We start from the raw sequence: 25,450 nt of genomic DNA, 5'->3' as shown, positions 1-25,450 counted from the left end.
TCTTATCAGAACAATCATGCAGCGCCGGATCGAGTTTCAGCCGGCCGGGCCTTCCCTTGTTATATCCATGCGGATATATCGGTCTCCAGGCTTCGAGCCAACCGGAATTTGAACCCAGGGAGAGTTTTCGATGATACGCAAAGGTTTCAGGTTGAGAGCGATCGCCATTGGCGGCTTTGCGGCGACATTGATGGCAGCAATGCCGGCAGCGCACGCGGAAGACAAGGTCGTGGTGTTCGCGGCGGCCAGTCTCAAGGATGCGCTCGATGCGGTGAACAAGGCCTGCGAAGCCGATGTCGGCGAGGCCGCGACCGTTTCCTATGCTGCGAGTTCGGCATTGGCCAAGCAGATCGAGGGTGGGGCGCCGGCCGACGTCTTCATCTCCGCCGATCTCGACTGGATGAAATATCTCTCCGACAAGAAGCTGACCAAGCCCAACACGGAAGTGAAGCTGCTGGGCAACGAGATCGTGCTGGTGGCGCCGAAGGATTCGACGGTCGAAACCAAGATCGAGAAAGGCTTTGACCTCGCCAAGCTCGTCGGCGACGGCAAGCTTGCCATGGGCGACTTCAAGGCCGTGCCGGCCGGCAAGTACGGCAAGGCGGCATTGGAATCGCTCGGCGTCTGGTCCTCGGTCGAGGGCAAGGTGGCACAGGCCGAGAATGTCCGTGCGGCGCTGAAGCTGGTTTCAACTGGTGAGGCCGCCCTCGGCATCGTCTATGCCACCGACGCGCACGCCGAAAAGGGCGTCAAGGTGGTCGGCACCTTCCCCGTGGATTCACATCCGCCGATCATCTATCCGGTTGCCCAGACCGCCGATTCGAAAGACAAGGATACGCCGGCCTTCCTGAAGTGCCTGCAGTCCGCCAAGGCCGGCACGCTCTTTAGGGAACAGGGTTTTACCGTGCTCACGCCCAGCAACTGAGTCGGCGAGCAACTGAGTTCGAAAAGGCCCGATACCGCACTATGAGCTGGCTGCTGGACCTCACTCCCGACGAATGGAATGCGGTCCGGCTGTCCATCAAGGTGGCGACGGTGGCGATGCTCGCCAGCCTGCCGCCGGGCATAGCGATCGCGCTGCTGCTTGCCCGGGCGCAATTCTGGGGCAAGACGCTGCTCAACGGCGTGGTGCACCTGCCGCTGATCCTGCCGCCCGTGGTGACCGGCTATCTCCTGCTTTTGACGTTCGGCAAACGCGGCCCGGCCGGCGCCTTCCTCGCCGAACATTTCGGCGTCGTCTTCTCGTTTCGCTGGACGGGTGCCGCCCTTGCCTGCGGTGTCATGGGCTTCCCCCTGATGGTGCGGGCGATCCGGCTGTCGATCGAGGCGGTGGATCGCAAGATGGAGGCGGCGGCGGGAACGCTCGGCGCCAACCCGCTGTGGGTTTTCGGCACCATCACGCTGCCGCTGATCCTGCCCGGGCTGATCGCCGGCGCCATCCTGTCCTTCGCCAAGGCGATGGGCGAGTTCGGCGCGACGATCACTTTTGTCTCCAACATTCCTGGTGAGACGCAGACGCTGCCGTCGGCGATCTACACCTTTACCCAGGTGCCGGGCGGCGACGAAGGGGCGCTGCGACTGACGCTGATTTCGATCATCATCTCGATGGCGGCATTGGTCGCATCGGAAGTGCTGGCGCGGCGGGTCGGGCGGCGGATGGACATCGAATGAGCGTCCTTGTCGACATCGGCCACCGGCTTGGCGATTTCGCCATCGATGCCCGCTTCGAGAGCGCCGGACGGCTGACGGCGCTGTTCGGGCCGTCCGGTTCCGGCAAGACGACGCTGATCAACATGATTGCCGGGCTGATCCGGCCGGACAAGGGGCGCATCGAGGTCGATGGCCGCGTGCTGGTCGACACTGGTGCCGGCATTTTCGTGCCAAGGCACAAACGCCGCATCGGCATGGTGTTCCAGGATGCGCGCCTGTTTCCGCATATGAGCGTGATGAGCAATCTGCGCTACGGCCGCTGGTTCACGCCGGCGGCGGAACGCTATGCGGACATGGACGCCGTTGTAGAATTGCTGGGCATCGGCCCGCTGCTTGGGCGACGACCGGCAAAACTCTCGGGCGGCGAGAAGCAGCGCGTGGCGATCGGCAGGGCGCTGCTGGCCAGCCCCAGACTGCTGCTCATGGACGAGCCGCTGGCCTCGCTCGACGAGGCGCGCAAGGCCGAGATCCTGCCCTATATCGAGCGGCTGCGCGACGAAACAAAGATCCCGATCGTCTATGTCAGCCATTCGGTCGCCGAGGTGGCGCGGCTGGCGAGCGACGTCGTGATGCTGGCGCGGGGCAAGGTCACGGCTAGCGGCCCGACCGACGCTGTCATGCAAAGGCTCGACCTGTTGCCGGTGGAAGAGCGCGGCGAGGGCGGCGCCGTGCTGGACACGAAGGTGCTGCGTCACGAGGAGGCTTTTGGGATGACCGTGCTCGGCTCGGCCGCCGGCGAGATCCGCGTGCCGCGTCTTGGGATGAAGGCCGGGGCTCCCGTGCGCATCCGCATTCGCGCTCGCGACGTGATGATCGCCGCGGAGAAACCGACGGGCCTCAGTGCCCTCAACATCCTGCCCGGCACGATCGTCGCGATCAGTCCCGGCGAGGGGCCGACGGTCGAAATCGGCATCGACTGCAATGGGGCAACGGTGCTCGCCCGCATCACGGAACAGTCGCGGCAGGCGCTGAAGCTGCGGCTCGGCGGCAAGGTTTTCGCGGTGGTCAAGACCGTGAGCTTCGATCGGGGAAATACCGGCGCCGGTCTGCCGTTCGACGTCGATGGCTGACAGCGGCGGTGATTGGCGCTATATTGTTTTGGAATAACGGTCGCGGAAGCTGAAGCGGTCGCGGAGGAGCAAAAATGCCGTCGCTGAGCTTGCGGATAAATCTCGATCCGGACGGACGGATCGGTCCTGGCAAGATCGAGCTTCTGGAGCACATCGCCACCTTCGGTTCGATCTCGGCCGCCGCGCGCGGCATGGCGATGTCCTACAAGCACGCCTGGGACCTGGTCGAGGACATGAACCGGGTGTTCGGCAAGCCGCTGGTGGCGGCGCAGACCGGCGGCCGCAAGGGCGGCGGCGCGCAACTGACGACGGTCGGCCTGGCCGTGGTCAGCCGTTTTCGCGCCATCGAGCGCGCGGCGAGTGCGGCCGCGGCGACGCATATGGACGCGTTGCAGTCGGAGATTGAGGCGGGATAGGAGATCAGGGAGTAGTGAGTAGTGAGTAGTGAGTAGTGAGTAGTGAGTAGTGAGTAGTGAGTAGTGAGTAGTGAGTAGTGAGTAGGGTAGTCTAATCCCCTACTGACTACTCACTACTCACTATTCCACTACTCACTATTCCACTACTCCGGCTTTCGCAGCAAATACGTATCCATGATCCAGCCTTTCTTCCGGCGGGCTTCGTCGCGGCGCCTTTCGATCTCGGCGCCGACATCGCCAAGGCGGCCGGAGATGATGATCTCGTCGGGCGTGCCGAGATAGGCGCCCCATTGGATGAAAAGGTCCTGGTCGGCCAGCGTGTTGAAGGCGCATTTGCCGTCGAGCATGACGACGGCGCTGCCGGCATTGTCCGGCATGCCTTCCTCGGTCAGGCGGCGGCCGGTGGTGATCAGCACGGGATCGCCGATGCGGTTCAGCGCCGTTTTGTGGCTGGCTGCCAGCGCCTGGACGGCCGTTATGCCGGGAATGACTTCCAGGTCGAATGCAACATTGCCCCTCAGGCGCACGCGCTCGAGGATGCGCAGAGCGCTGTCGTAGAGCGAAGGATCGCCCCAGATCAGGAAGGCGCCGCAGCCACCCCCGGAGATCTCGTCGCGGATCAGTCCCTCGTAGATGGCGGCGATGGCTTCATGCCAGTCGTCGACGGTCGAGCGATAGGAAGAGGTTGGTTCGGCGCGCACCGGCACGTCGAACTCGACCCGGCGTGAGGCCGGGTTGGTGACGAAGCGGTCGCAGATGCCGCGCCGCAGGTTGGCAAGATCGGTCTTGTCGGTGCCCTTGTCGGGAATAAACAGGACGTCCGCCCTGTTCAGCCCTGCTATGGCCTGGACAGTCATGTGGTCGGGATTGCCGGCGCCGATGCCGATGACGAGAAGCTTGCGCATGGCGCGAACTCCTGCCCCATCGGAACCTGTTAGTCCAGACCGCGTGCGTGTCCAGACCGCCTGCGTGTCCAGACCGCCCGCGTGTCCAGACCGGTCACGCACGCCCAGCAAGCGGAAGGGCTTTGAAACGCCGCATCGAAACGGCTAGGGTCATCCAGGCATTCCAGCCGAGGGGGCTTCGATGTTGCGATCTGTTCTGGCTTTAGCGTTGGCGCTTTCGGTCGCGCCTGCAATGGCCAATGATTCGGTTGCCGAGCTTGGCACCGGCGGCCTGATCCTGTCGCGCAGCGATGCCGTGGCGATGCAAAGCGAGGATCTTTTCATCTCGCCCGAAAAGGTGACGGTGGACTACGTCTTCCACAACAACACCGACAGGGATGTCGAGGCGATAGTCGCCTTCCCGATGCCCGACATTTCGGGCGATCCCGAAGAGATGCCGGCGATCCCGGAAAACCAGAGCGATAATTTCCTCGGCTTCGAGGTGACGATCGACGGCGTCGCGGCCAAGCCCCAACTCGAGCAGAAGGTGCTCGCGCTCGGCATCGACATCGGCGCCGACCTCAAGGCGCAAAACGTGCCCTTCAACCCGTTCGGCGACGCGGCCAAGGCGGCGCTGGCGAAGCTGCCGCAAGGGGTGGCTGACGACTGGGTCGACCGCGGCATCATCATCGGGGATTCCACAGCCGACAGTGGCCAAAAACCGGTCTATTCGCCGTTCTGGCAATTGCGCTCGACCTATTGGTGGCGCGCGGCCTTTCCGGCCAACAAGGACGTTCACGTCTCGCACCGCTACAAGCCCAGCGTGGGCGGCACATCCTCGGTCAGTTTCTTCAATGAAGGCCAGTTCCAGAACTCATACGCGGCCTACAAGAGCCGCTACTGCATGGACGACACATTCGAGAATGCGGTGCGCAAGGCGGCGAAGGACAATCCGGACGGCTATCCCAAATTCTACGAAAGCCGCATCGCCTATATCCTGACCACCGGCGGCAACTGGGCGGCGGGCACCATCGGCAAGTTCAAGCTGATCATTGACAAGGGCAACCCGAAAGCCCTGGTCTCGTTCTGCGGCGACAACGTCAAAAAGGTCGGGCCGACGCGTTTCGAGATGAAGGCGAACGATTTCTATCCCGAGCACGACATCGACATCCTCCTGCTTGTCCCGTCGGACAGCAATGGCGGGGATGCAAACTGATGCATGTCGCGATCTATGTCGCCATTGCCGAGAACGGCGTGATCGGGCGGGACGGCGGGTTGCCCTGGCGGCTCTCCACCGACCTCAAGCGGTTCAAGGCCGACACGATGGGCAAGCCCATCATCATGGGCCGCAAGACCTATGAAGGCATCGGCCGGCCGCTGCCGGGCAGGCTGAACATCGTCGTCACCCGCGACAAGGCCTGGCGTGCCGAGGGCGTCGAGGTGGCGCATACGCTCGAAGCCGCGATCCAGCTGGCAACCGTGCGCGGACGCCGCATGACGGGCGTCGACGAGGTCTGCATCATCGGCGGCGGCGAAATCTATGCCCAGGCGCTGCCGCTGGCCGAGCGCCTGCACGTGACCCATGTGCTGGCCGCCGTCGATGGCGACGCGCATTTCCCGCCGATCGACCCTGATGCATGGCAAGTGGTCAGTTCGCGGGAGATTGCGTCAGGAGAAAAGGACAGCCATGCGACGCGCTATACGGTTTATGAGCGCCGCCGCGAGATAGTTTGAAGATAAAGGACGACAAAGGGTCGCTACCGGCCCAAAACGGATGAAGTCGGCGGCGCATCGCGTTGAAAGCGCGCCGTGGCGTCCCTATAGAAGAACGACACTGGATTTGCGCCGTAACCGCGGCGCTTGAGGGAATTCCAAGCGAAAGGACATTCATGCCCTGGAACGACAAAGGTGGCGGAGGCGGCGGCCCGTGGGGTGGCGGCGGTAACAATCAGGGACCCTGGGGGCAGGGACCGAAGGGGCCAAGCGGCCCGCAGGGGTCGCCTCCCGACCTCGAGGACATCATTCGCCGTGGCCAGGATCGGCTGCGGCGCGCGCTGCCCGGCGGCGGTGGCGCCAGTCCGGCGGTGTTCGGCCTGATTGCCGCGGTGCTGGTTGTTCTGTGGGCCTTCCAGGCGGTCTATACCGTGCAGCCCGACGAGGTCGCGGTCGAACTGCGCTTCGGCAAGCCGAAGGCCGAGCTTTCCCAGCCAGGCCTGCATTTCCACTGGTGGCCACTCGAGACCGTCGAGACGGCGAAGATTTCAGAGCAGCTCGTCGACATTGGCGGCGGCAATACCAGCGGCAACGGGCTGATGCTCTCGGGCGACCAGAATATCGTCAATGTGCAGTTTTCGGTGGCCTACCAGGTCTCCGATCCCCGCGCTTACCTGTTCGACGTCTCCGACCCGGACGGCATGCTGCGGCAGGTTGCCGAGAGCGCCATGCGCGAAGCCGTCGGCCGCCGGCCGGCGCAGGACATTTTCCGCGACGATCGCCAGGGCATCGCGGCCTCGGTGCGCGAGATCATCCAGACGACGCTGGACGGCTACAAGGCCGGTCTCAACGTCAACGCCGTCTCCATCGAGGATGCGGCACCGCCACGCGAGGTGGCAGATGCGTTCGACGAGGTGCAGCGCGCCGAGCAGGACGAGGACAAGTTCGTCGAGCAGGCCAATCAGTATTCCAACCAGAAACTCGGCCAGGCACGCGGCGAGGCGGCCCAGGTCCGCGAAGACGCGGCCGCCTACAAAAACCGTGTGGTGCAGGAAGCCGAAGGTGAGGCGCAGCGCTTCATCTCGGTCTACGACGAATATGCCAAAGCCCCCGATGTCACGCGCAAACGCCTTTATCTGGAAACCATGGAGAGGGTTCTGAAGGACTCGAGCAAGGTCATCGTCGAGCAGGGCAACGGACAGGGTGTCGTGCCTTATCTGCCGCTGCCCGCATTGCAGCCGAAACCGCCAGCACCGGCCGCGCCCGCCGCGAACACGGGAGGTACCAAGTGATGGCCAACCGTCTTCCCATCGTCGTCGCCGTGGCGGCGGTCGTCCTGTTCCTGATCTATTCCTCGGTCTTCGTGGTCAATGCGCGCCAGCAGGCGCTGGTGCTCCGCTTCGGTGAGATCGTCGACGTCAAGAGCGAGCCCGGCATCTACTTCAAGGCGCCGTTCTCGTTCTTCGACGCCGATACGGTGCAACTGATCGAAAACAGGGTGCTGCGCTTCGACCTCGACAACATCCGCGTCCAGGTCTCCGGCGGCAAGTTCTATGAGGTCGATGCCTTCATCGCCTATCGCATCTCGGATCCGCGCGTCTTCCGGGCCGCCGTGTCCGGTCAGATCGAACTGGCCGAAGCGCGGCTCAGGACGCGTCTCGACGCTGCCCTGCGCCGCGTCTACGGTCTGCGCGATTTCGAGGCCGCGCTTTCCGAAGAGCGTGCCGTGATGATGCGCGAAGTGCGCGATCAGCTCAGGCCCGACGCCACGTCGCTCGGCTTGCAGATCGAGGATGTTCGCATCCGCCGCACCGACCTGACGGCCGAAGTTTCACAGCAGACCTACGACCGCATGAAGGCGGAACGCCTGGCGGAGGCTGCGCGGCTGCGGGCACGCGGCAACGAAGCGGCACAGCGCATCACGGCGCGCGCCGATCGTGAAGTGGTCGAGATCGTTGCCGAAGCGCAGAAGGAGTCCGAGATCCTGCGCGGTGAGGGCGAGGCGCAGCGCAGCGCCACCTTCGCCGATGCCTACAAGCGCGATCCCGCCTTCTTCGACTTCTACCGGTCGATGAATGCCTATGGCACCGCGCTGGACAACACCGGGACGACCATGGTGCTGTCGCCGAGTTCGGAGTTCTTCCGCTACTTCCGCGATCCCGACGGCAAGGAAGGACCGGCGAAACCGACGGCGCCGGCTGCGCCGGCAGCGGCACCTGCCGCGCCGATGACACAACCCAGCACCGGCCAGTAACGGCCGGTGCAGGATTTCTTCGCGGCGATAGGCCTGGTCCTCGTCATAGAGGGCCTGGTCTATGGCGGCTTTCCCCGCCTTGCGAAGAAGCTCGCGGGCGAAGTTCTGTCGATGCCGGAGAATGCGTTGCGGATCGGCGGGCTGGCGGCGATCGCCATTGGTGTCGGCGTCGTCTGGCTGGTGCGGGGCGTGTAGAGGCGGCGGTTTGCGGAATAACGCTCGATTTACACTCCGCCGATAGTCATAGCCGCAAACGTGCCGTATTTCTTGCCATCATGGCGCGACACGGCGTTTTCGTCGAAGCGCTTTTCTCTTTTAGAAATGCCGGGAGGCTCTCGATGACATCCAACACCCTTTTGGACGCCGCTCGACGGACGTTGGTCGCCGGCGCGGCAGCGCTGGTCCTGGGCGCCGTCGCCGTTCCGTCCTTCGTGACCCCGACATTCGCCGCCGACGGCCCAGCCTCGGTCGCCGACCTGGCGCAACGCGTGCTTGGCGCGGTGGTCAATATCTCGACCTCGCAGACGGTGAAGGGCACGGAAGGGCCGGGCGCGGTGCCGATGCCGCAACTGCCCGAAGGCTCGCCGTTCCAGGATTTCTTCGACGATTTCTTCAAGAACCGCGGTGGCCAAAAGGATGGCGGCTCGCAGAAGGTGCAGTCGCTCGGTTCGGGTTTCGTCATCGACGCCGAACAAGGCATCGTCGTCACCAACAACCACGTGATCGCCGATGCCGACGACATCGAGGTCAATTTCTCGGATGGCGTGACCTTGAAGGCGACGCTGGTCGGGACCGACACCAAGACCGACGTCGCGGTGCTGAAGGTCGATCCGAAAGGCCACAAGCTGACAGCGGTGAAATTCGGCGATTCCACCAAGATGCGCGTCGGCGACTGGGTGATGGCGGTCGGCAATCCGTTCGGCCTCGGCGGCACGGTCACGGTCGGCATCGTCTCGGCACGCAACCGCGACATCAATTCAGGCCCCTATGACGACTTCATCCAGACCGACGCGGCGATCAACCGCGGCAATTCCGGCGGACCGCTGTTCAACAGCGCCGGCGAGGTCATCGGCATGAACACCGCGATCATTTCGCCGTCCGGCGGCTCGATCGGCATCGGCTTCTCCATTCCCTCGCAGCTCGCCTCGGGCGTCGTCGAGCAGTTGCGCCAATATGGCGAGACGCGGCGCGGCTGGCTCGGCGTGCGCATCCAGCCGGTGACCGACGACATCGCGGAAAGCCTCGGCATGGCGACCGCCAAGGGCGCGCTGGTGGCCGGCGTCATCAAGGGCGGACCAGTCGACAACGGCACCATCCAGGCCGGCGACGTCATCGTCAAGTTCGACGGCAAGGACATCCATGAAATGCGCGACCTGCCGCGCGTCGTCGCCGAAAGCCCGGTGGGCAAGGCCGTCGACGTGCTGATCGTGCGCAAGGGTGTCGAGCAGACGGTGAAGGTGACGCTCGGCCGGCTCGAGGATGGCGAGAAGCTGGCCAGCGGCGAGAATGGCAATACCGACCAGGACAAGGGCGCTGACAAGGCTCCGGCCGTCTCGACCGCCTCGGTGCTTGGCATGACGGTCGGCGAACTCAACGACGAGACGCGCAAGAAGTTCAGCATCGCCGGCGATGTCTCCGGCGTCGTCATCACCGACGTGGCCAAGGACTCCGCCGCTGCGGAACGCGGTATCCAGCCGGGCGAGGTGATCACCGAGATCGCGCAGGAGTCCGTCGCCACGCCCAAGGACGTCATGGACCGGATCGGCGCGCTGAAGGAGCAGGGCCGCAAGAACGCGCTCTTGATGCTGGCGTCGAAGACCGGTGAGTTGCGCTTCGTTACGATCCGGATGGATTGATCCAGTACGCCGGCAGAAATCTGATTTTGATGGAAGGGCGGTTAGAGAGCCGCCCTTTTTCTTGCCTGCCAGTCCTCGCGCGACAGCCGGTAGAGCACATGCCGCTTGAGCGCGGGATGGCTGTCCGGAATGCTGGGGTGGTCGAAATCGCTCGATGGGTCGGCGGTCATGCCGAGGCGTTTCATAACGGCGGTCGAGCGGTGGTTTTCCGCCACGGCGAAGGAAACGATCTCGTCGACGGCCAGTGTCTCGAAGCCGTAGGCCAGCCATGCCTCCGAGGCCTCGGTGACATAGCCCTTGCCCCAGAATTCGGGAGCCAACCGCCAGCCGATCTCGATCGTGTCGGCCGGCAGCGATGGCACATCATCGGTCGCGAGGAGGCCGACGAAACCGATGCATTCGCCGGTCGCGGCAATCTCGGCCGCGGCGAAGCCGTAGCCGTCCTCATCGACCCAGGCGCGGAACTCATCCATCTTGGCGTCGGCGGCTGTACGGTCGCGGCGAAACGGGAAGAACTCCATCACGCGATCATCGGAATTGATGCGATGGAACAATTCGCGGTCGCGATCCTCCCAATTGCGCAGGATCAGGCGTTCGGTGCGGATTGGCTTCATTGAACGAATTCTTCCTGCCGGTAGCCCTGCAGATAGAGCAATGCGGTGAGGTCGGCATGGTCGATCCGGACTTTTGCCTGAGCCGCGACGGTAGGCTTGGCATGCAGCGCGACACCGGTTCCGGCCAGGCGGATCATGTCGAGATCGTTGGCGCCGTCGCCGACGGCGATGGCATCTGCCGGCGTCAGGCCAAGACGCGCACAGATTTCAAGCAGCGCCTCGGCCTTGGCGGCGCGGCCGAGGATCGGCTCGCCGACCAGCCCGGTGAAGCGTCCGTCCTGGTCGAGAAGGCGGTTGGCGCGGTCTTCCTGAAAGCCAAGCATCGCAGCGACGCGCGTGGTGAAGACCTCGAAACCGCCCGAGACGAGCGCCGTCCAGGCGCCGTTGGCGCGCATGGTCTGGACCAGCGCGCGGCCGCCCGAGGCCAAGGTCAGCCGATTGGCGACGATATGGTCGACGACGGCGGCATCGAGCCCCTTGAGCAGTGCCACGCGCTCGCGGAGCGCCGGCTCGAAGGCGATCTCGCCGTTCATCGACCGTGCGGTGATCGCCGCGACATGATCCTTGACGCCGATCTCGTCGGCCAGCTCGTCGATGCACTCCTGGTCGATCATGGTCGAATCCATGTCGGCGAGAAGGATTTTCTTGCGGCGTGTTTCAGCGTGCTGGACGATCACGTCGACGGGCTCAGCGGCCACCGCGGCACGAAGGCTCGCGGTCGTTTCATCAGCCTGCGCCGCTGGCGGCAGGGCAATGTCACAGGCAATGCCTTCGGCCAGCCACACGACGGAGCTTGCGCCCACCGACCGTGAGGCCATATTCGCAAGCGATGGCGACAGAGCGCGATCGGCGGGACGGGAAACAAGCGTGGCAATGAGCGGCATCGAGAATTCCGGCACGGACGCGGGCGAAGGCCGCGTGAAGAACGCGATCCTGATAGCCGGGCCGACCGCCAGCGGCAAGTCGGCGCTGGCGCTTGAACTGGCCGAACGCACAGGCGGCGTCATCGTCAACACCGATTCCATGCAGGGCTATGCGGTTCTCGACGTGCTGACGGCCCGGCCGCAGGCGGCCGAGCTCGCACGAGCGCCGCATTTTCTCTATGGGCATGTCCATCCCGGCACCGCCTACTCGACCGGCGCCTGGCTGCGCGACGTCATGAAACTCATTGATGACGGGACGCTCTCGCGGCGGCCAATCTTTGTCGGCGGCACCGGCCTGTACTTTCGTGCGCTGGCGGAAGGGATTTCGGAAATGCCTGATATTCCGCAACGGATACGCGACCGCTGGCGCTACGAATTGAAGGAGCAAGGCGCGGTCAAGCTGCATGCCTTGCTGCTGCGCGAGGATTCGAGCGTCGCCATGCAGTTGAAGCCAACCGACAGCCAGCGCATCGTGCGGGCGCTCGAGGTGCTCGACGCCTCCGGCCGGTCGATCCTGGACTGGCAGGCAGAGCGCGGCCTGCCGCTCATCGACAGGCCGAGCGCGCATTTCCTGGTCGTCGAGCCGGATCGGGCAGCATTGGTTGACCGCATCGAAAGGCGTTTCGACCAGATGCTGGACAAGGGCGCGCTGGAGGAAGTCAAGCAGCTTGCGGCCCTTCGTCTGGATCCAGACCTGCCGGCGATGAAGGCGATCGGGGTTCGCGAGCTCCAGGCCGCGATCTCAGGGCAGTCGAGCTTTCCCGAGGCGATCGAGCGCGCCAAGATCGCGACAAGGCAATATGCCAAGCGGCAGGCTACCTGGTTTCGCCATCAGCTGGGGCCGGAATGGCAGAGGCTTCGCCCCGGTGACGATCTCGAAACCACGATCCAAACACTTGTTGCTAATGCAACTTAAAAAGTTGCCCCTGAGGGAAGGGTTCTCGCCGAAGTTGTCGGAATTAACGCTCCGTAAGTCGGTCCCTGCGATAAGGTCATGGGGTATTTTTCCATCGGGGAGCAGATGCGTTTCCACAAAGCGGAATCCGCTTTTTTCGTGTTTATCTTCGTGATCCTGGCTGCTGGCCTGGTGACCCTGCACGCCTATGGGCAACTGCAATCCTTCGCCACGGAACTCCATACGGCCTCCGGCCTCGACAAGGTCATCTACCTCAACAAACTTCTGTTCGCGACCGGCGTACTGCTCGCCACCGCGCTGTTTTTCGGCATCTTCTTCATCTATCCGCTGATCCGCAAGCAGGCGACCGAAGAGGGCAAGCTGCGCGCCATGACGGTGTCGCTCAGCGCCCGCTCCGAAACGCTCGAGCATGCCGCCCTGACCGACGGCCTGACCGGCATGCAGAACCGGCGCTATTTCGACGACGCGCTGAAGGAATATCTCGAGGAGTTCCGGCGCATCGAAAAACCGGTTGGGCTGATGATCCTCGATCTCGACCATTTCAAGCAGGTCAACGACACGCACGGCCACGATGTTGGCGACGAGGTGCTCAAGGCTGTCGCCAGATGCCTCAAGGACATGACACGTTTCCACGATGTGGTGGCGCGCCTGGGTGGTGAGGAGTTCGCCGTGGTCACGCCCAACATGGAGGCGGACCTTCTGGCCAAATTCGCCGAGCGCATCCGCAAGGCGATCGCCAACATGTCGATCCTCTCCGGCAACAATGTCCGGCTCAAGATCACCACCAGCGTCGGGCTTGCCGTCTGGGATCGCAAGGAAACGGCCGAGGAATTCTACCGCCGCGCCGACCGCCAGCTCTACGAAGCCAAAAGGCAAGGCCGCAACCGCGTCTGCGCCTAAAATCCCATCCCTGAATTCGTGATGCTGGCCGTTTGCTGCCGACTTCTGCGCTACCGGCCTTCGCCGGCCGAAGCACTTATGAGACGTTGCGCTTTAAGGCTGCTGCCGGCCAAGGCCGATGCTCGCGGATCAAAACACCAATCGGCTCAGCCTGACCACCTCCCTCACGGGATTTACCCAAGCTTTCCGATGAAGACGGGATAGGCCGCTTGCGCGGATTCTCGGGACTATTCATGGAGGCGTGACGCTCAGTTCAATCGTTCTGCGGGCGCAGGCCGAAGGTGGCGGGTTTGAGGCCGTAGCGTGTGTCGAAATCTTCGTCCGACTGCACGCGCGCCGCGGCCGGCGCTTTGCGGTAGTCGGGGTCGCCAGCCTGCCGGCCGGAATCGACCACCTCGGCGAAAGCCATCGCCTGGCTCTGCGGTTTCGGCACGTTACGCAGCCGCTCCACGATCGCCACCAGGTCGACCTCGCCGGCCTTGGACGTCACGTCTTCCTCGCGCTTGGCCGTGCCCGGAAGCAGGTGAGCGGGCAATCTTTCGAATTTCAGCCGCATGGTCGTCGCTACGCCTTCGCCGAAGGCGATCGCTTCGCGCTGGCCCATGGAGGACAGGAACGCGAGCGTGGAGGCCGAAGAGTCGGCGATCGCCGAGCGGATGATCGCCTGGTCCTGCTCGTTGGCGAGCCGCATGGCGAAGAAGGTCGAGCACTGCGAGAGAATGGTCGGGTCGAGCTCGCCGGGGCGCTGGGTGACGACGCCGAGATAGCAACCATATTTGCGGCCTTCCTTGGCGATGCGCGACAGCGCGTGCCGGGTCGGCGCGAAGCCGAGACGCGCGTCGGCGGGCATGTAGCGGTGCGCTTCCTCGCATAGGAACAACAGCTGCAGCTTGCCTTCGCTCCACAGAGCAAGGTCGAAGGCCAGACGCGCCAGCACCGAGCAGACGGAATTGACCACTTCCGACGGCATGCCGGCCATCTCGAAGCAGGTCACCGGACGGCCATGATGCGGCACGCGGAAGATGTTGCCGATCGTTTCGTGGATGGTGTCCTCGATCAGGCGCGAATTGAACATGAAGCGGTAGCGCGGATCGGCCGCCGCCGATTCGATGCGTGTCTTCAGCGATTTGAGGGTTGGACGATCGGTCTTGCTTTCGAGCATGCCCATGCGCTCGTCGATCTGCTTGAGCAGGTCGGCGATGCGGTAGGGTACCGGCGTATCGGCGGTCAGCGCATCGCTGCCGCGCCTCAGGTAGGCGCCTGAACCGGGGTTGCGATAGAGATTCTTGGCGAGCGGAATGAGGTCACGAAGGGCATCGATCTCTTCCGGCACCGTTTCGCGTCCGCGAAACAGCACTTCGGCGAATTCCTCCAGCGTGAACATCCAGAACGGCAGGTCGAGCGTCTTGGAATCGACCCTGACGCAATATTCTGGCAGCGAAGCCGCGAACTCGTTGTGCGGATCGAGGATCAGGATGCGCAGGTCCGGTCGCGCCGCGATCGACTTGCGCAGCAGCAGCGACACCGCTGTCGACTTGCCGACGCCGGTCGTGCCGACAATGGCGAAGTGGCGCGCCAGCGTGTCATCGATGGCGATGTTGGCGGCGATCGCCTCGTCCTGCGCCAGCGAGCCGATGGTGATGGAATGGCGGCCGGCCAGGTCATAGACCGCCTGCAGGTCGCGGGTGCGGATGCGGTGCGCGACGGCGCCGATATGCGGATAGGTGGTGATGCCGCGGTCGAAGATCGGCCTGGCCCCGGGTTCGGCGCCGTCACGGACTTCGCCGATCAGCTCGATGCTGACCTCGATGGCGTTCTTGCCGTCACTGTTCCAGGCCAGATCCGACTTGCCGATCGCGTAGACCAGGCCGACGGTTCGCGTCGTGCCAAGATTGATCGAGATCATCTTGCCGACCGTCCACAGGCCGGTGATCGCGCCGTCGGCGTCGTCGGCATAGGCGCTGATGGTGGCGCGCGCACCGTCGCATTGCACGACATTGCCCAGGATGCGCTTGTCGTGCTGGTCGGCTGTGCGGCGCTCCTGCGATGTCGGTTCTCCGACCGAAGCTTCGCGTTCGACATACATGGACAGGCCAATCCCCATTTCCCTTGAGGCCGTACCCTACAGGAACGGGGTTAAGGTCGGATGAGGTCGGATGGTGTAGAGAGGATTAAGGTCCTGGTGAAAATTGCTTTGAAATGGCTCTTCACGCACTTATTGGTTTCGTTATAATGGACGAATGGATGATATAGCGAACGACATTTCCTCGACCATCGGCAGGCGTATCCATACCGAAAGGACCATGCGGGACTGGTCGCTGGCCGAGCTCGCCGAACAGTCCGGTGTTTCCAAGGCAATGCTGAGCACGATCGAGCGTGGCATGACCAGCCCGACGGCGGCACTTCTGGTGCGCATAGCGGCTGCCTTCGGCATGACGCTCTCGACCCTCATCGCACGGGCGGAATTGCAGGGTGGCGGGCTGCTGCGCGCGGCCGGCCAGCCAGTGTGGCGCGACCCCGACACAGGCTATGTCAGGCGGCATTTGTCGCCGGCCTGCGACATGCCGCTCGAACTGATCAAGGTCCATCTGCCGGCGGGCGCGAAGGTCAGCTTGCCGGCGGCTTCCTACGCCTTCATCAAGCAGCAGATCTGGCTGATCTCGGGAAAACTCGAATTCACCGAGGGTGACCAGGTGCACAGGCTCGAACCGGGCGACTGCCTGGCGCTCGGAGCGCCGTCGGATTGCACCTTTCATGCGCTGGAGCCGGGCGCCGACTATCTCGTCGCCCTGGTCAGGAGCTGACGTCATGGCACGACGGCCAAAGCGCTCCCACAATGGGGGGCCGCCTCTTGACGACTACAAGGGGCCGCCATGGGGCAAGGGCGATCCATACATCTTCCTGGCCTGGCAGGCCGCGCACGCCAAGGCATGGAAGGCGCCGAGCCGCGAAGTCATGCTGATGCGGATGGACAAGGCCGAACGGCTGGGCCTGACCTATGAGGAGTACACGCTCGAGATCCTGGAGCGCGGTCGGCATCTCAAGGAAGAAGACACCGAACGCATCGGCGCCATCAAGGCCGCGCGCAAGCGGCGGCGTGTGCGCCATCTCGACTGAAGCGGCGCTGTCGACCCATCAATCGCTTCCAGAGGACAGGTATGAACGTCATAGAAATCGGGCCGTTGACCGCAAGCCGGGAAACACTCGCACAGCTGACCGATCTGCTGGTCGAAACGGTTGGCGCCGGCGGATCGGTCAGCTTCATGCATCCGCTGGCGTTGGATGTTGCCAGCGCGTTCTGGGAGACGTCGCTGGCCGCGGCGGCACGAGGCAAAGAATGGTGCTTGGGGCATGGGACGGCGGCGCTCTGGTCGGCACCGTCACCCTGCTGCTCGACTGTCCGCCCAATCAGCCGCATCGGGCCGAGATCGCCAAGCTGATGACATCGGTCGGGCAGCGGGGCAGGGGTGTCGGGACGCGCCTGATGCGAGCCGCCGAACGCCTCGCGGCGGAGAAGGGACGCACGCTGCTGGTTCTGGATACGGCGAGCGAAGAGGGTGCGTCGGGACTTTATGAGAAGCTCGGCTTCACCTTGGCCGGCGAAGTTCCGGACTATGCGCTGAAGCCGCATGGCGGGCTGACGGGCACGCTGATCTACTGGAAGCGCATCGGCACAGCGTCGCGGTAACGCCAGTCACTCATGCCTTCCCGGCGAGGCGCTTCAGCAGCCAATGGCGGAAATCCTGCTCGGCGCTGGTCAGGTGCGCGGTCGACGGCCTCGTCAGGAAATGCCCTGACGTGCTGGGCAGCTCAAAAACGGAAAGCCGGACCAGCGCTCCGCCGTCGAGCGCCGCGTCGATTAGGGGCCGCGACCCAAGGAGAACGCCGGCACCGGCGCTCGCCGCATGCATGGCGGCAACGAAACTGTCGAAGCGATGCGAGCGCCGGGGATGGCCGGCCAATCCGGCCGCCGCGAACCATTCGGCCCACATCTCGCGTGCGCCGGCCACCAGAAGCAGCGGCAGCGATGTCCAGTCGGCGGCACTGGCCAAGGCCGGGCTTGCCACCGGCACAAGCCGCTCGGCGGTCAGCCTCTCGGCCTCGCGTCCGGGAAAGGATCCGTTGCCGAAACGGATGTCGAGCGCCGAGCCTGGCAAATCGTAGTCGGTCGGGCGATGGATCGTCACCAGATCAAGCTGGATGCGCGGCAGCGCCTCGGCCAGGTCGGGCAGCGCCGGAACCAGCGCCAGCAGCGCAAACGAGATCGGCACCCGGAGCGAGACGGTCTGGACGGCGCGCGGTTCGAACAGTTCCGTGGTGCTGCTGCCAATGGTGGCGAAGGCCGACTGGATGTGGGGCAGGTAGGCGGCACCTTCCGGCGACAGCGCGACCCCACGCGCCAGCCGCGAGAACAGACGCGTCTTCAGCCTTTCCTCGAGCAGCCGGATGTGCTGACTGACGGCCGCCTGGGTCAGGCCGAGTTCGGCTGCCGCCGCGGTGAAGTTCGACAGCCGTGCCGCAGCCTCGAAACTGCGCAGCCAGTCGAGTGGAGGGAGGGTAGGGACGGTTCGCCGAGCCATCATAAAATCGATGCCATTGACCAAAAAATGATAATTGGAATTATGCCTTTTGGAAGGTCAACATGCAATCCAAACCACGGCACGAACCGTGGGCAACAAGGCGGATAGGACGGATTCCATGCTCACCCACGTGCTGGTTGGCGATGAAGGCAGAACAATCGAACTTGGTTGGACAGACGGCAAGCGTACCCGCTTCCACGCCGTCTGGCTGCGCGACAACGCGCTTGACGACAAGACGCGCAGCGCCGGCAATGGCCAACGCCTGATCACCATCCTCGACATTCCGGCGAAGACGAGAATTGGCGCTGCCGCCATCAAGGCCGGAGCGCTGGAGATCAGCTTCGAGCCGGAGGGAAAAACGGTCAGCTTTCCCGCTCAATGGCTGCGTGCGAACGCCTATGATCGCGACGAGACACGCCAGCCCGGTTGGACAGGCGATGTCATCCAGCGCTGGACCAGGGCGACGATGCAGAACGCGGTGCCGCGCGCCAGCTATCCGGCGGCCTTGCATGGCCGCGGTGTCCTGCGCGAATGGCTTTCGGCGGTGAGGACCTATGGTTTTGCGGTGATGGACGGGCTGCCGGCCGAATCCGGGGCGCTGTGCAAGGTGTCCGACCTGTTCGGCTATATCAGGGAGACCAATTACGGGCGCTGGTTCGAAGTGCGCGCCGAGGTCAACCCGAACAATCTCGCCTACACCAATCTCGGCCTGCAGGCGCATACCGACAATCCCTATCGCGATCCGGTGCCGACGCTGCAGATCCTGTCCTGCATCGAGAACACGGTGGAGGGCGGTGAATCCAGCGTCGTCGACGGCTTTGCCGTCGCGGCCGCCCTTCAAGCGGAAAATCCCGAGGGTTTTCGGCTGTTGAGCTCCCATGCGGCGCGGTTCGAATATTCGGGGTCGTCCGGCGTGCGGCTGCAGGCGAAGCGCCCGATGATCGAGCTTGCACCCGACGGCGAACTGATCTGCATCCGCTTCAACAACCGTTCGCTGGCGCCGACCGTCGACGTGCCGTTCGCCGAGATGGGCGCCTATTATGCCGCCTACCGCCGCTTCGCCGAGCTGATCGAGGATCCATCCTTCGAAGTCACCTTCAAGCTTGAGCCCGGCCAGGCCTTCATCGTCGACAACACCCGCGTCATGCATGCCCGCAAGGCGTTTTCCGGCACCGGCAAGCGCTGGCTGCAGGGATGCTACGCCGACAAGGACGGCCTGTTGTCGACGCTCGCGGCGATCGAACACGGCTTCAAGGAGGCCGCGGAATGATCGGCCAGGATCTGAACGCGGACACCATCGTCGAATTCATCGCCGACATTTTTGAGCGCCGGGGCGCCGAATCCTATCTCGGCGAGCCGGTGACGATGTCCGAGCATATGCTGCAAGGGGCTTGGCTGGCGGAACAGGATGGAGCCCCCGACGTGCTGGTGGCCGCCGCGCTGCTGCATGACATCGGCCATTACACCAGCGAGTTCGGCACCTATTCGCCCGACGATGTCGAGGACAAGCACCATGACGAGGCCGGCGGCGAAGTGCTGGCACCGTTCTTCCCGCCTGTCATCGTCGAGTGCGTCCGGCTGCACGTTGCCGCCAAGCGCTATCTCTGCGCCACCGACCCGACCTATTTCTGCAGGCTGTCGCCGGCTTCGGTTCATACCTTGTCGCTGCAGGGCGGACCGATGAGTGCCGACGAGGTGGCTGCGTTCCGCGAGAACCCGTTCCACGAGGAAGCGGTGCGGGTTCGCATCTGGGACGAGGGCGGCAAGGTCGCCAATATGCGGACGCGGGCGTTTCGCGACTATGTGCCGTTGCTGCAGCGCGTCGTGCACGACTTCGCCAATCGGCCCTGACGAGACCAATCATCAGGAGGAGACAGCCATGTGCTTCTGCTTCGACCGCGAAAGCGCGGTGGCGGCATACCGGCCCTGCCGCGAGCGTTTGGCTGACGAGGGCGTTTTCACGCCATCGCCGACCAGCCCCAGCGGCGAACTCGCCGTTGCCGCCTTGTTCGATGTCGCCGACGCGGGACAGGTTCACCGTGTCGATGCAGGAGAAGCTGACTATCCCTTGTGATGGACCTGCTGCAGCCCGTAGACTGGTGTCGGCAAGCCAACCTGCCGGGCTTTGAGCTGCAGCGCCAGATATTGCGAATAGTGGCGTGACTGATGGAGGTTGCCGCCATGGAACCACAGCGCCTCCTGCTGGGTCGGCTTCCACATGTTGCGCTGCTCGCCTTCCCAGGGGCCGGGATCCTTGGCGGTGTTGGAGCCAAGGCCCCAGACCTTGCCGACCTTGTCGGCCACCTCCTGCGAGATGAGGTCCGCCGCCCATCCGTTCATCGAGCCGTAGCCTGTGGCGTAGATCACGAGATCGGCCGGCAATTCGGTGCCATCGGCGAATTTGACGCCGGTTTGCGTCAATTCCCGCACCGCCGCACCTGGTCCGCTCTTGAGCTTGATCGAGCCGTCTATGACCAGGTCGCAGGCGCCGACATCGATGTAGTAACCCGAACCCCGGCGCAGATATTTCATGAACAGGCCTGAGCCGTCATCGCCCCAGTCGAGCAGGAAGCCGGCCTTTTCCAGGTCCGCGTAGAACTTCGCGTCGCGTTCCTTCATCTGCTGGTAAAGCGGGATCTGGAACTCGTGCAGGATGCGATAGGGCAGGGAGGCGAAGATCAGGTCGGCCTTGCGCGTCGTCATGCCGTTCTCCACCGCCTGCTCGGAATAGAGTGCGCTGAGCCCGATATCCATCAACGTGTCGGACTTGACAATATGGGTGGAGGAGCGCTGCACCATGGTAACGTCCGCGCCTCCCTCCCAGAGAGCCGCGCAGATGTCGTGGGCGGAGTTGTTGGAGCCGATGACCACGACCTTCTTGCCGCGATATTTGTCGGGGCCGGGATGGGTCGAGGAATGCTGCTGCTCGCCCTTGAAGATGTCCTGGCCCTTGTATTTCGGCCAGTTCGCCTTGCCGGACATGCCGGTGGCCAGCACCAACTGCTTGGGCTTGAGGACGATCTCTTCGCCGTCGCGTTCGACCACGACGGTCCATTCCTTGGCCTTGTCGTCGTATTTCGCGGATTTAGCGGAGGTGGAGGACCAGTAGTTCAGCTCCATCACCTTCGTGTACATCTCCAGCCAGTCGCCGATCTTGTCCTTCGGGGCGAAGACCGGCCAGTTCTTTGGGAAGTCGATATAGGGCAGATGGTCGTACCAGACCGGATCGTGCAGGCAGAGCGACTTGTAGCGCTTGCGCCAGGAATCGCCGGGACGCTCGTTCTTCTCGATGATGATGGCCGATACGCCGAGCTGGCGCAGGCGCGCGCCGAGCGCAATGCCGCCCTGGCCACCGCCGATGATCACGACATAAGGCTGTTTGCCGCGGCCGAGTTCGGCGATCTCGTCGTCACGCTCCTCGCGCCAGGATTTCCTGTCCTTGCCGTGACCGTGCTTGGCGCCGAGCGGCCGATTGAAACCGGCCTTCTCCTCATGGCCCTTGAGTTCGGCCATGGTGGTGAGCAAGGTCCAGATCAGGTCGCCCTTGAACCGCACCAGGCCGAAGCCGCGCGCCACCTCGGTCTCGAAGGTGATCCAGGCGGTGGTGACGCCGTCCGCTTCGGTCGCCTCCTCGCCTTCGGCCACCCTCCAGTCGCTCGGCCGGGTTCCAGCCAGCGTCGCTTTCAGCATGTCGCGGACCTGCTCCTGGCCCTCCATCGTCCTGAGATTCCAGGTGAAGGTGACGAGGTCGCGCCAGTAGCAATCCGCGTGGAAACAGTTGACCGCCGCGTCGATGTCGCCGGTCTCCAGCGCCTTGCCAAGCTTGTCGAGCAGGGCCTGCGCCTTCGTGGTGGGTGTTCTCTCGAGCATGGTTTCTCCTCCGGTTGTCGGTTTCCAAGAACGCCTGTTCAGGCTTCCACTGGAACAGCAAGCGGCCGGCCAGGACCTCCCTGCCTGGGGATGGGACTCCCATTCGCCGGCAACGCGTCTCCTCCCAGGCACGTCGTCAGCCCGGCATAGTGGTGCGTCGATGGGATGGGCTCAACTGTACTATGGTAGCGCGCGGCGGAGCCGATCTCACGGCTGAGTGAATTCGTGCGGTACCCCATTGACGACCCCGCGACTTCGCCTTTATGGTCCGCCACCATGAAAACGGCACTCATTCTCGTAGGAAGGCGCGTGGGCAAGGCGGTGTAACCGCCGGGCGAAATCCCCCCATGCGCAGACACAGGCTCCCTCGGGGGCCTTTTTTATTGCCTGAAACACGACTAAACGACCAGCAACGCCCAATGGCGGACAGTACGGGACCAGACCGATGAGCAATGGACAGAACGAGCGGCGCGAGATGGCAGGTAGGGAAATGACCGGCGCCGAAATGGTGGTGCAGGCGCTGAAGGACAATGGCGTCAAGCATGTCTTCGGTTATCCCGGCGGCGCCGTTCTCCCGATCTATGACGAGATCTTCCAGCAGGACGAGGTCGAGCACATCCTCGTGCGGCACGAGCAGGGCGCCGGCCATGCGGCAGAGGGATATGCGCGGTCGACCGGCAAGGCCGGCGTCATGCTGGTGACATCGGGTCCCGGCGCCACCAATGCGGTGACGCCGCTGCAGGATGCGCTGATGGATTCGATCCCGCTGGTCTGCCTGACCGGTCAGGTGCCGACCTCGCTCATCGGCTCCGACGCGTTCCAGGAATGCGACACGGTCGGCATTACGCGGCCCTGCACCAAGCACAACTGGCTGGTGAAGGACGTCAACGAACTCGCCGCGACCATCCACGAGGCGTTCCATGTCGCGACGACCGGCCGTCCCGGTCCGGTCGTGGTCGACATCCCGAAGGACGTGCAGTTCGCCAAGGGCTTTTATGTGCCGCCGCAGATCGCGCCGCGCACCAGCTACCAGCCCAAGGTCCAGGGCGACCTGGAGAAGATCAAGGCCGCGGTCGAACTGATGGCCGGCGCCAGGAAACCGGTGATCTATTCGGGCGGCGGTGTCATCAATTCCGGCCCGGAAGCGAGCCATCTCTTGCGCGAACTGGTCGATCTCACCGGTTTCCCGATCACCTCGACGCTGATGGGGCTCGGCGCCTACCCGGCGTCGGGCAAGAACTGGCTCGGCATGCTCGGCATGCACGGCACCTACGAAGCCAACATGGCCATGCATGACTGCGACGTCATGCTCTGCATCGGCGCGCGCTTCGACGACCGTATCACCGGCAGGCTGAATGCGTTCTCGCCGAACTCGCGCAAGATCCACATCGATATCGATCCGTCCTCGATCAACAAGAACGTCCACACCGAAGTGCCCATCATCGGCGATGTCGGGCGCGTGCTGGAAGACATGGTGCGGCTGTGGCGGGCAACCGCCAAGGCCGACAAGAAGGCGCTCTACCCCTGGTGGGAGCAGATCGCCAAATGGCGCGGGCGCGATTCACTCGCCTTCAAGATGAACAACGACGTGATCATGCCGCAATACGCCATCCAGCGGCTCTACGAGCTGACCAAGGACATGGACACCTACATCACCACCGAGGTCGGCCAGCACCAGATGTGGGCGGCGCAGCATTATCATTTCGAGAAGCCGAACCGCTGGATGACCTCGGGCGGGTTGGGCACGATGGGCTACGGCCTGCCTGCCGCGCTCGGCGTGCAGATCGCGCATCCCGACGCGCTGGTCGTCGACATTGCCGGCGATGCTTCGGTGCAGATGACCATGCAGGAGATGAGCGCCGCCGTGCAGCACGACGCGCCGATCAAGATCTTCATCCTCAACAACCAGTATATGGGCATGGTGCGCCAGTGGCAGCAGCTGCTGCACGGCAACCGGTTGTCGCACTCCTACACCGAAGCGATGCCCGATTTCGTCAAGCTGGCCGAGGCCTATGGCGGCCATGGCATTCGCTGCGACAAGCCAGACGAACTGGATGACGCGATCAAGGAAATGATCTCGGTCAGGAAACCGGTGCTGTTCGACTGCCGCGTGGCGACGCTCGCCAACTGCTTCCCGATGATCCCGTCTGGCAAGGCGCATAACGAGATGCTTTTGCCGGACGAGGCCACCGACGAGGTCGTGGCCAATGCAATCGACGCCAAGGGCAGGGAACTGGTGTAGACGACGAACCGGGGCAGGGCTTGTCAAATAAGCCGTGCGGAAACAGATAGTTAGATCAAGAACTTGAGATTATGTCATGAACGCACAGCACCTTCAACCCACCGGTTCCGCCTACTTCATCGCCAAGGAAACGGAACGGCCGGAAAACCACACGCTTTCCGTGCTGGTCGATAACGAACCGGGCGTGCTCGCCCGGGTCATCGGCCTGTTTTCCGGGCGTGGCTACAACATCGAGAGCCTGACCGTCTCGGAAACCGAGCATGAAAAACACCTGTCGCGCATCACCATCGTGACGCGCGGCACGCCGCATGTGCTGGAGCAGATCAAGCATCAGCTCGAGCGCATCGTGCCGGTGCATCGCGTGGTCGATCTCACCGTGCGTTCGCACGAGTTCGGACAGGAGCGGCCGCTGGAGCGGGAACTGGCGCTGGTCAAGGTTGCCGGGACCGGCGAGGCCCGGGTCGAGGCGCTCAGGCTCGCCGACGCTTTCCGCGCCAGCGTCATCGACGCCAACACCGAGCATTTCATCTTCGAGATCACCGGCAAGGGCTCCAAGCTCGACCAGTTCATCGCCATCATGAAGCCGCTCGGCCTGGTCGAGATCTGCCGCACCGGCGTGGCGGCCATGAACCGCGGCCCGCAGGGGATGTAGGCCGACTTACCTGAATTTCCATGAGTGTAGGGACTGGCGTGACCAACGGTCGGCACTGGCCTTTGTGCACCGTCGGAAAAAGGCAATAGTGCTGACGTATCCGGGAGGATATCATGTCACTCGATGCGTTCCTCGCACTGCTCGTTTATGCCTTCGTGACCTCGATCACGCCGGGGCCGAACAACCTCATGCTGCTGGCCTCCGGCGTCAATTTCGGCATCGCCAGGACCGTGCCGCACATGCTGGGGATCAGCATCGGCTTTCTCGTCCTGTTGCTTGCCGTCGGCTTTGGGCTTGGGGCGGTGCTGACCGCGTTCCCCGCGCTGCACACCGGGCTTAAGATCGCCGGCGCCGTCTATCTGCTCTACCTCGCCTGGAAAATTGCCATGTCGCGCTCGCTCAGCGGCAAGGGTGAGACGGATGCGCGGCCGATGCGATTCATCGATGCCGCGGCCTTCCAGTGGGTCAACCCCAAGGCCTGGGTGATGGCGATCACCGCGATGGCCGTCTACACCAATCCCGAACGGCCATTCTTGTCCGTCATTCTGATCGGCGTGGCCTTCACCGTGGTCAATCTTCCCAGTGTCTCGGTCTGGGCCGGATTCGGCACGGCACTACGCGGCTTCCTGTCCGACCCGGTGCGGTTGAAATGGTTCAACATCGCCATGGGCGTGCTGCTGGCGGCGACGCTTTGGCCGATGCTGCGCTAGATAAGGCTGCCCTCTCGGAGGCCATTTTTCGGAGCCCATCCGGCTTCCGGCTTTGAGGATAGCCGGCTGCACAGCTATTGTGCAGTGCACATTAAATCTTCGTAATGCCGTGTTTTGGCCCTTTTCCGACAAACCCGCGT

The 25,450-nt window shown here is 63.7% G+C and carries 26 protein-coding genes and 1 pseudogene; 21 read left to right on the top strand and 6 right to left on the bottom strand.

Annotation, left to right across the window (positions count from 1 at the left end; translation table 11 throughout):
- The first annotated feature begins 130 nt into the window (after positions 1-130).
- The 4 genes from modA (at position 131) to LB557_RS21890 (ending at position 3,196) form a co-directional block, all read left to right on the top strand.
- Positions 131-925 carry a molybdate ABC transporter substrate-binding protein gene (gene modA / locus LB557_RS21905; protein WP_224644098.1) on the top strand — a complete coding sequence of 265 codons (795 nt, stop codon included), beginning with the start codon at positions 131-133 and terminating at the stop codon, positions 923-925.
- A gap of 41 nt (positions 926-966) precedes the next feature.
- Positions 967-1,671 carry a molybdate ABC transporter permease subunit gene (gene modB / locus LB557_RS21900; RefSeq protein WP_224644099.1) on the top strand — a complete coding sequence of 235 codons (705 nt, stop codon included), beginning with the start codon at positions 967-969 and terminating at the stop codon, positions 1,669-1,671.
- A complete protein-coding gene (gene modC / locus LB557_RS21895; RefSeq protein WP_224644100.1) occupies positions 1,668-2,780 on the top strand; it encodes a molybdenum ABC transporter ATP-binding protein in 1,113 nt (370 codons plus the stop codon). Before modB ends, modC begins: the two co-directional genes overlap by 4 nt.
- A 74-nt stretch (positions 2,781-2,854) precedes the next feature.
- On the top strand, positions 2,855-3,196 hold the full coding sequence (locus LB557_RS21890; protein WP_140615713.1) for a winged helix-turn-helix domain-containing protein: 342 nt from the start codon (positions 2,855-2,857) through the stop codon (positions 3,194-3,196).
- A 143-nt stretch (positions 3,197-3,339) separates the two neighbouring features.
- Here LB557_RS21890 and cobF read toward each other — a convergent pair whose 3' ends face one another.
- Positions 3,340-4,101, bottom strand: a complete 762-nt coding sequence (gene cobF / locus LB557_RS21885; protein WP_140615715.1) for a precorrin-6A synthase (deacetylating) — start codon at positions 4,099-4,101, stop codon at positions 3,340-3,342.
- Positions 4,102-4,282: 181 nt separating this feature from the next.
- Here cobF and LB557_RS21880 point away from each other — a divergent pair, with 181 nt between their 5' ends.
- The 6 genes from LB557_RS21880 (at position 4,283) to LB557_RS21855 (ending at position 9,903) form a co-directional block, all read left to right on the top strand.
- Positions 4,283-5,296 (top strand): DUF4424 domain-containing protein, encoded by a 1,014-nt coding sequence (locus tag LB557_RS21880; RefSeq protein WP_224644353.1) that lies wholly within the window; start codon positions 4,283-4,285, stop codon positions 5,294-5,296.
- Positions 5,296-5,814, top strand: a complete 519-nt coding sequence (locus LB557_RS21875; protein ID WP_224523272.1) for a dihydrofolate reductase — start codon at positions 5,296-5,298, stop codon at positions 5,812-5,814. Before LB557_RS21880 ends, LB557_RS21875 begins: the two co-directional genes overlap by 1 nt.
- A 155-nt stretch (positions 5,815-5,969) precedes the next feature.
- Positions 5,970-7,085 (top strand): FtsH protease activity modulator HflK, encoded by a 1,116-nt coding sequence (hflK, locus tag LB557_RS21870; RefSeq protein ID WP_140660953.1) that lies wholly within the window; start codon positions 5,970-5,972, stop codon positions 7,083-7,085.
- On the top strand, positions 7,085-8,047 hold the full coding sequence (gene hflC, locus LB557_RS21865; RefSeq protein WP_015317276.1) for a protease modulator HflC: 963 nt from the start codon (positions 7,085-7,087) through the stop codon (positions 8,045-8,047). The genes hflK and hflC overlap by 1 nt, the downstream gene beginning before the upstream one ends.
- Positions 8,048-8,053: 6 nt before the next feature.
- A complete protein-coding gene (locus LB557_RS21860; RefSeq protein WP_015317277.1) occupies positions 8,054-8,242 on the top strand; it encodes a DUF2065 domain-containing protein in 189 nt (62 codons plus the stop codon).
- A gap of 143 nt (positions 8,243-8,385) precedes the next feature.
- Entirely contained in the window at positions 8,386-9,903 is a 1,518-nt protein-coding gene (locus LB557_RS21855; protein ID WP_224643538.1) for a DegQ family serine endoprotease, read from the top strand.
- Positions 9,904-9,944: 41 nt separating this feature from the next.
- Here LB557_RS21855 and LB557_RS21850 read toward each other — a convergent pair whose 3' ends face one another.
- Complete coding sequence (locus tag LB557_RS21850) at positions 9,945-10,517, bottom strand: GNAT family N-acetyltransferase (protein ID WP_224643539.1); 573 nt, start codon at positions 10,515-10,517, stop codon at positions 9,945-9,947.
- Entirely contained in the window at positions 10,514-11,401 is an 888-nt protein-coding gene (gene serB / locus LB557_RS21845) for a phosphoserine phosphatase SerB (protein ID WP_224643540.1), read from the bottom strand. Before serB ends, LB557_RS21850 begins: the two co-directional genes overlap by 4 nt.
- Here serB and miaA point away from each other — a divergent pair.
- Both miaA and LB557_RS21835 read left to right on the top strand, forming a co-directional pair.
- Positions 11,391-12,356 (top strand): tRNA (adenosine(37)-N6)-dimethylallyltransferase MiaA, encoded by a 966-nt coding sequence (miaA, locus tag LB557_RS21840; protein ID WP_224523268.1) that lies wholly within the window; start codon positions 11,391-11,393, stop codon positions 12,354-12,356. The genes serB and miaA overlap by 11 nt on opposite strands.
- 105 nt (positions 12,357-12,461) lie before the next feature.
- Positions 12,462-13,256 (top strand): GGDEF domain-containing protein, encoded by a 795-nt coding sequence (locus tag LB557_RS21835; protein ID WP_140724132.1) that lies wholly within the window; start codon positions 12,462-12,464, stop codon positions 13,254-13,256.
- Positions 13,257-13,509: 253 nt separating this feature from the next.
- Here the strand turns inward: LB557_RS21835 and LB557_RS21830 are convergent, their stop codons facing one another.
- Entirely contained in the window at positions 13,510-15,342 is a 1,833-nt protein-coding gene (locus LB557_RS21830) for an ATP-binding protein (protein ID WP_224643541.1), read from the bottom strand.
- A 154-nt stretch (positions 15,343-15,496) separates the two neighbouring features.
- On the opposite strand from LB557_RS21830, the gene LB557_RS21825 reads away from it, so the two are divergent.
- The 3 genes and pseudogenes from LB557_RS21825 (at position 15,497) to LB557_RS21815 (ending at position 16,944) form a co-directional block, all read left to right on the top strand.
- Positions 15,497-16,060, top strand: coding sequence for a helix-turn-helix domain-containing protein (locus LB557_RS21825; protein WP_224643542.1), 564 nt, complete (start codon positions 15,497-15,499; stop codon positions 16,058-16,060).
- Between the two features lie 4 nt (positions 16,061-16,064).
- Positions 16,065-16,373, top strand: coding sequence for a hypothetical protein (locus LB557_RS21820; protein WP_140615734.1), 309 nt, complete (start codon positions 16,065-16,067; stop codon positions 16,371-16,373).
- Between the two features lie 41 nt (positions 16,374-16,414).
- Positions 16,415-16,944: pseudogene (locus tag LB557_RS21815) on the top strand (GNAT family N-acetyltransferase).
- Between the two features lie 10 nt (positions 16,945-16,954).
- Here LB557_RS21815 and LB557_RS21810 read toward each other — a convergent pair.
- Positions 16,955-17,836, bottom strand: a complete 882-nt coding sequence (locus LB557_RS21810; protein ID WP_224643543.1) for a LysR substrate-binding domain-containing protein — start codon at positions 17,834-17,836, stop codon at positions 16,955-16,957.
- A gap of 118 nt (positions 17,837-17,954) precedes the next feature.
- Between LB557_RS21810 and LB557_RS21805 the strand changes: the two genes are divergently transcribed.
- From LB557_RS21805 to LB557_RS21795, 3 genes are read left to right on the top strand one after another with little or no spacing between them, the layout of a single operon-like run.
- Positions 17,955-19,106, top strand: a complete 1,152-nt coding sequence (locus tag LB557_RS21805; RefSeq protein ID WP_140615740.1) for a gamma-butyrobetaine dioxygenase — start codon at positions 17,955-17,957, stop codon at positions 19,104-19,106.
- Positions 19,103-19,687, top strand: a complete 585-nt coding sequence (locus tag LB557_RS21800) for an HD domain-containing protein (protein ID WP_224643545.1) — start codon at positions 19,103-19,105, stop codon at positions 19,685-19,687. The genes LB557_RS21805 and LB557_RS21800 overlap by 4 nt, the downstream gene beginning before the upstream one ends.
- 28 nt (positions 19,688-19,715) lie before the next feature.
- Positions 19,716-19,910, top strand: a complete 195-nt coding sequence (locus LB557_RS21795) for a hypothetical protein (protein WP_140660965.1) — start codon at positions 19,716-19,718, stop codon at positions 19,908-19,910.
- On the opposite strand, the gene LB557_RS21790 is transcribed toward LB557_RS21795, so the two are convergent.
- Positions 19,898-21,706 (bottom strand): NAD(P)/FAD-dependent oxidoreductase, encoded by a 1,809-nt coding sequence (locus LB557_RS21790; RefSeq protein ID WP_224643546.1) that lies wholly within the window; start codon positions 21,704-21,706, stop codon positions 19,898-19,900. The genes LB557_RS21795 and LB557_RS21790 overlap by 13 nt on opposite strands.
- Before the next feature lie 445 nt (positions 21,707-22,151).
- On the opposite strand from LB557_RS21790, the gene LB557_RS21785 reads away from it, so the two are divergent.
- The 3 genes from LB557_RS21785 to LB557_RS21775 all read left to right on the top strand — a co-directional run bounded on the left by LB557_RS21785 (position 22,152) and on the right by LB557_RS21775 (position 25,310).
- Complete coding sequence (locus LB557_RS21785) at positions 22,152-23,948, top strand: acetolactate synthase 3 large subunit (RefSeq protein ID WP_140615748.1); 1,797 nt, start codon at positions 22,152-22,154, stop codon at positions 23,946-23,948.
- Between the two features lie 76 nt (positions 23,949-24,024).
- Positions 24,025-24,600 carry an acetolactate synthase small subunit gene (gene ilvN, locus LB557_RS21780; protein WP_013894763.1) on the top strand — a complete coding sequence of 192 codons (576 nt, stop codon included), beginning with the start codon at positions 24,025-24,027 and terminating at the stop codon, positions 24,598-24,600.
- A 113-nt stretch (positions 24,601-24,713) separates the two neighbouring features.
- Complete coding sequence (locus tag LB557_RS21775) at positions 24,714-25,310, top strand: LysE family translocator (protein ID WP_224643547.1); 597 nt, start codon at positions 24,714-24,716, stop codon at positions 25,308-25,310.
- Positions 25,311-25,450: the final 140 nt, after the last annotated feature.

This window comes from Mesorhizobium sp. BR115XR7A (assembly GCF_020165315.1).
Taxonomy (GTDB): Bacteria; Pseudomonadota; Alphaproteobacteria; order Rhizobiales; family Rhizobiaceae; genus Mesorhizobium; species Mesorhizobium australicum.
Note: the sequence above shows the minus strand (reverse complement) of the source record. Positions and strands in the feature narration are given on the sequence as shown.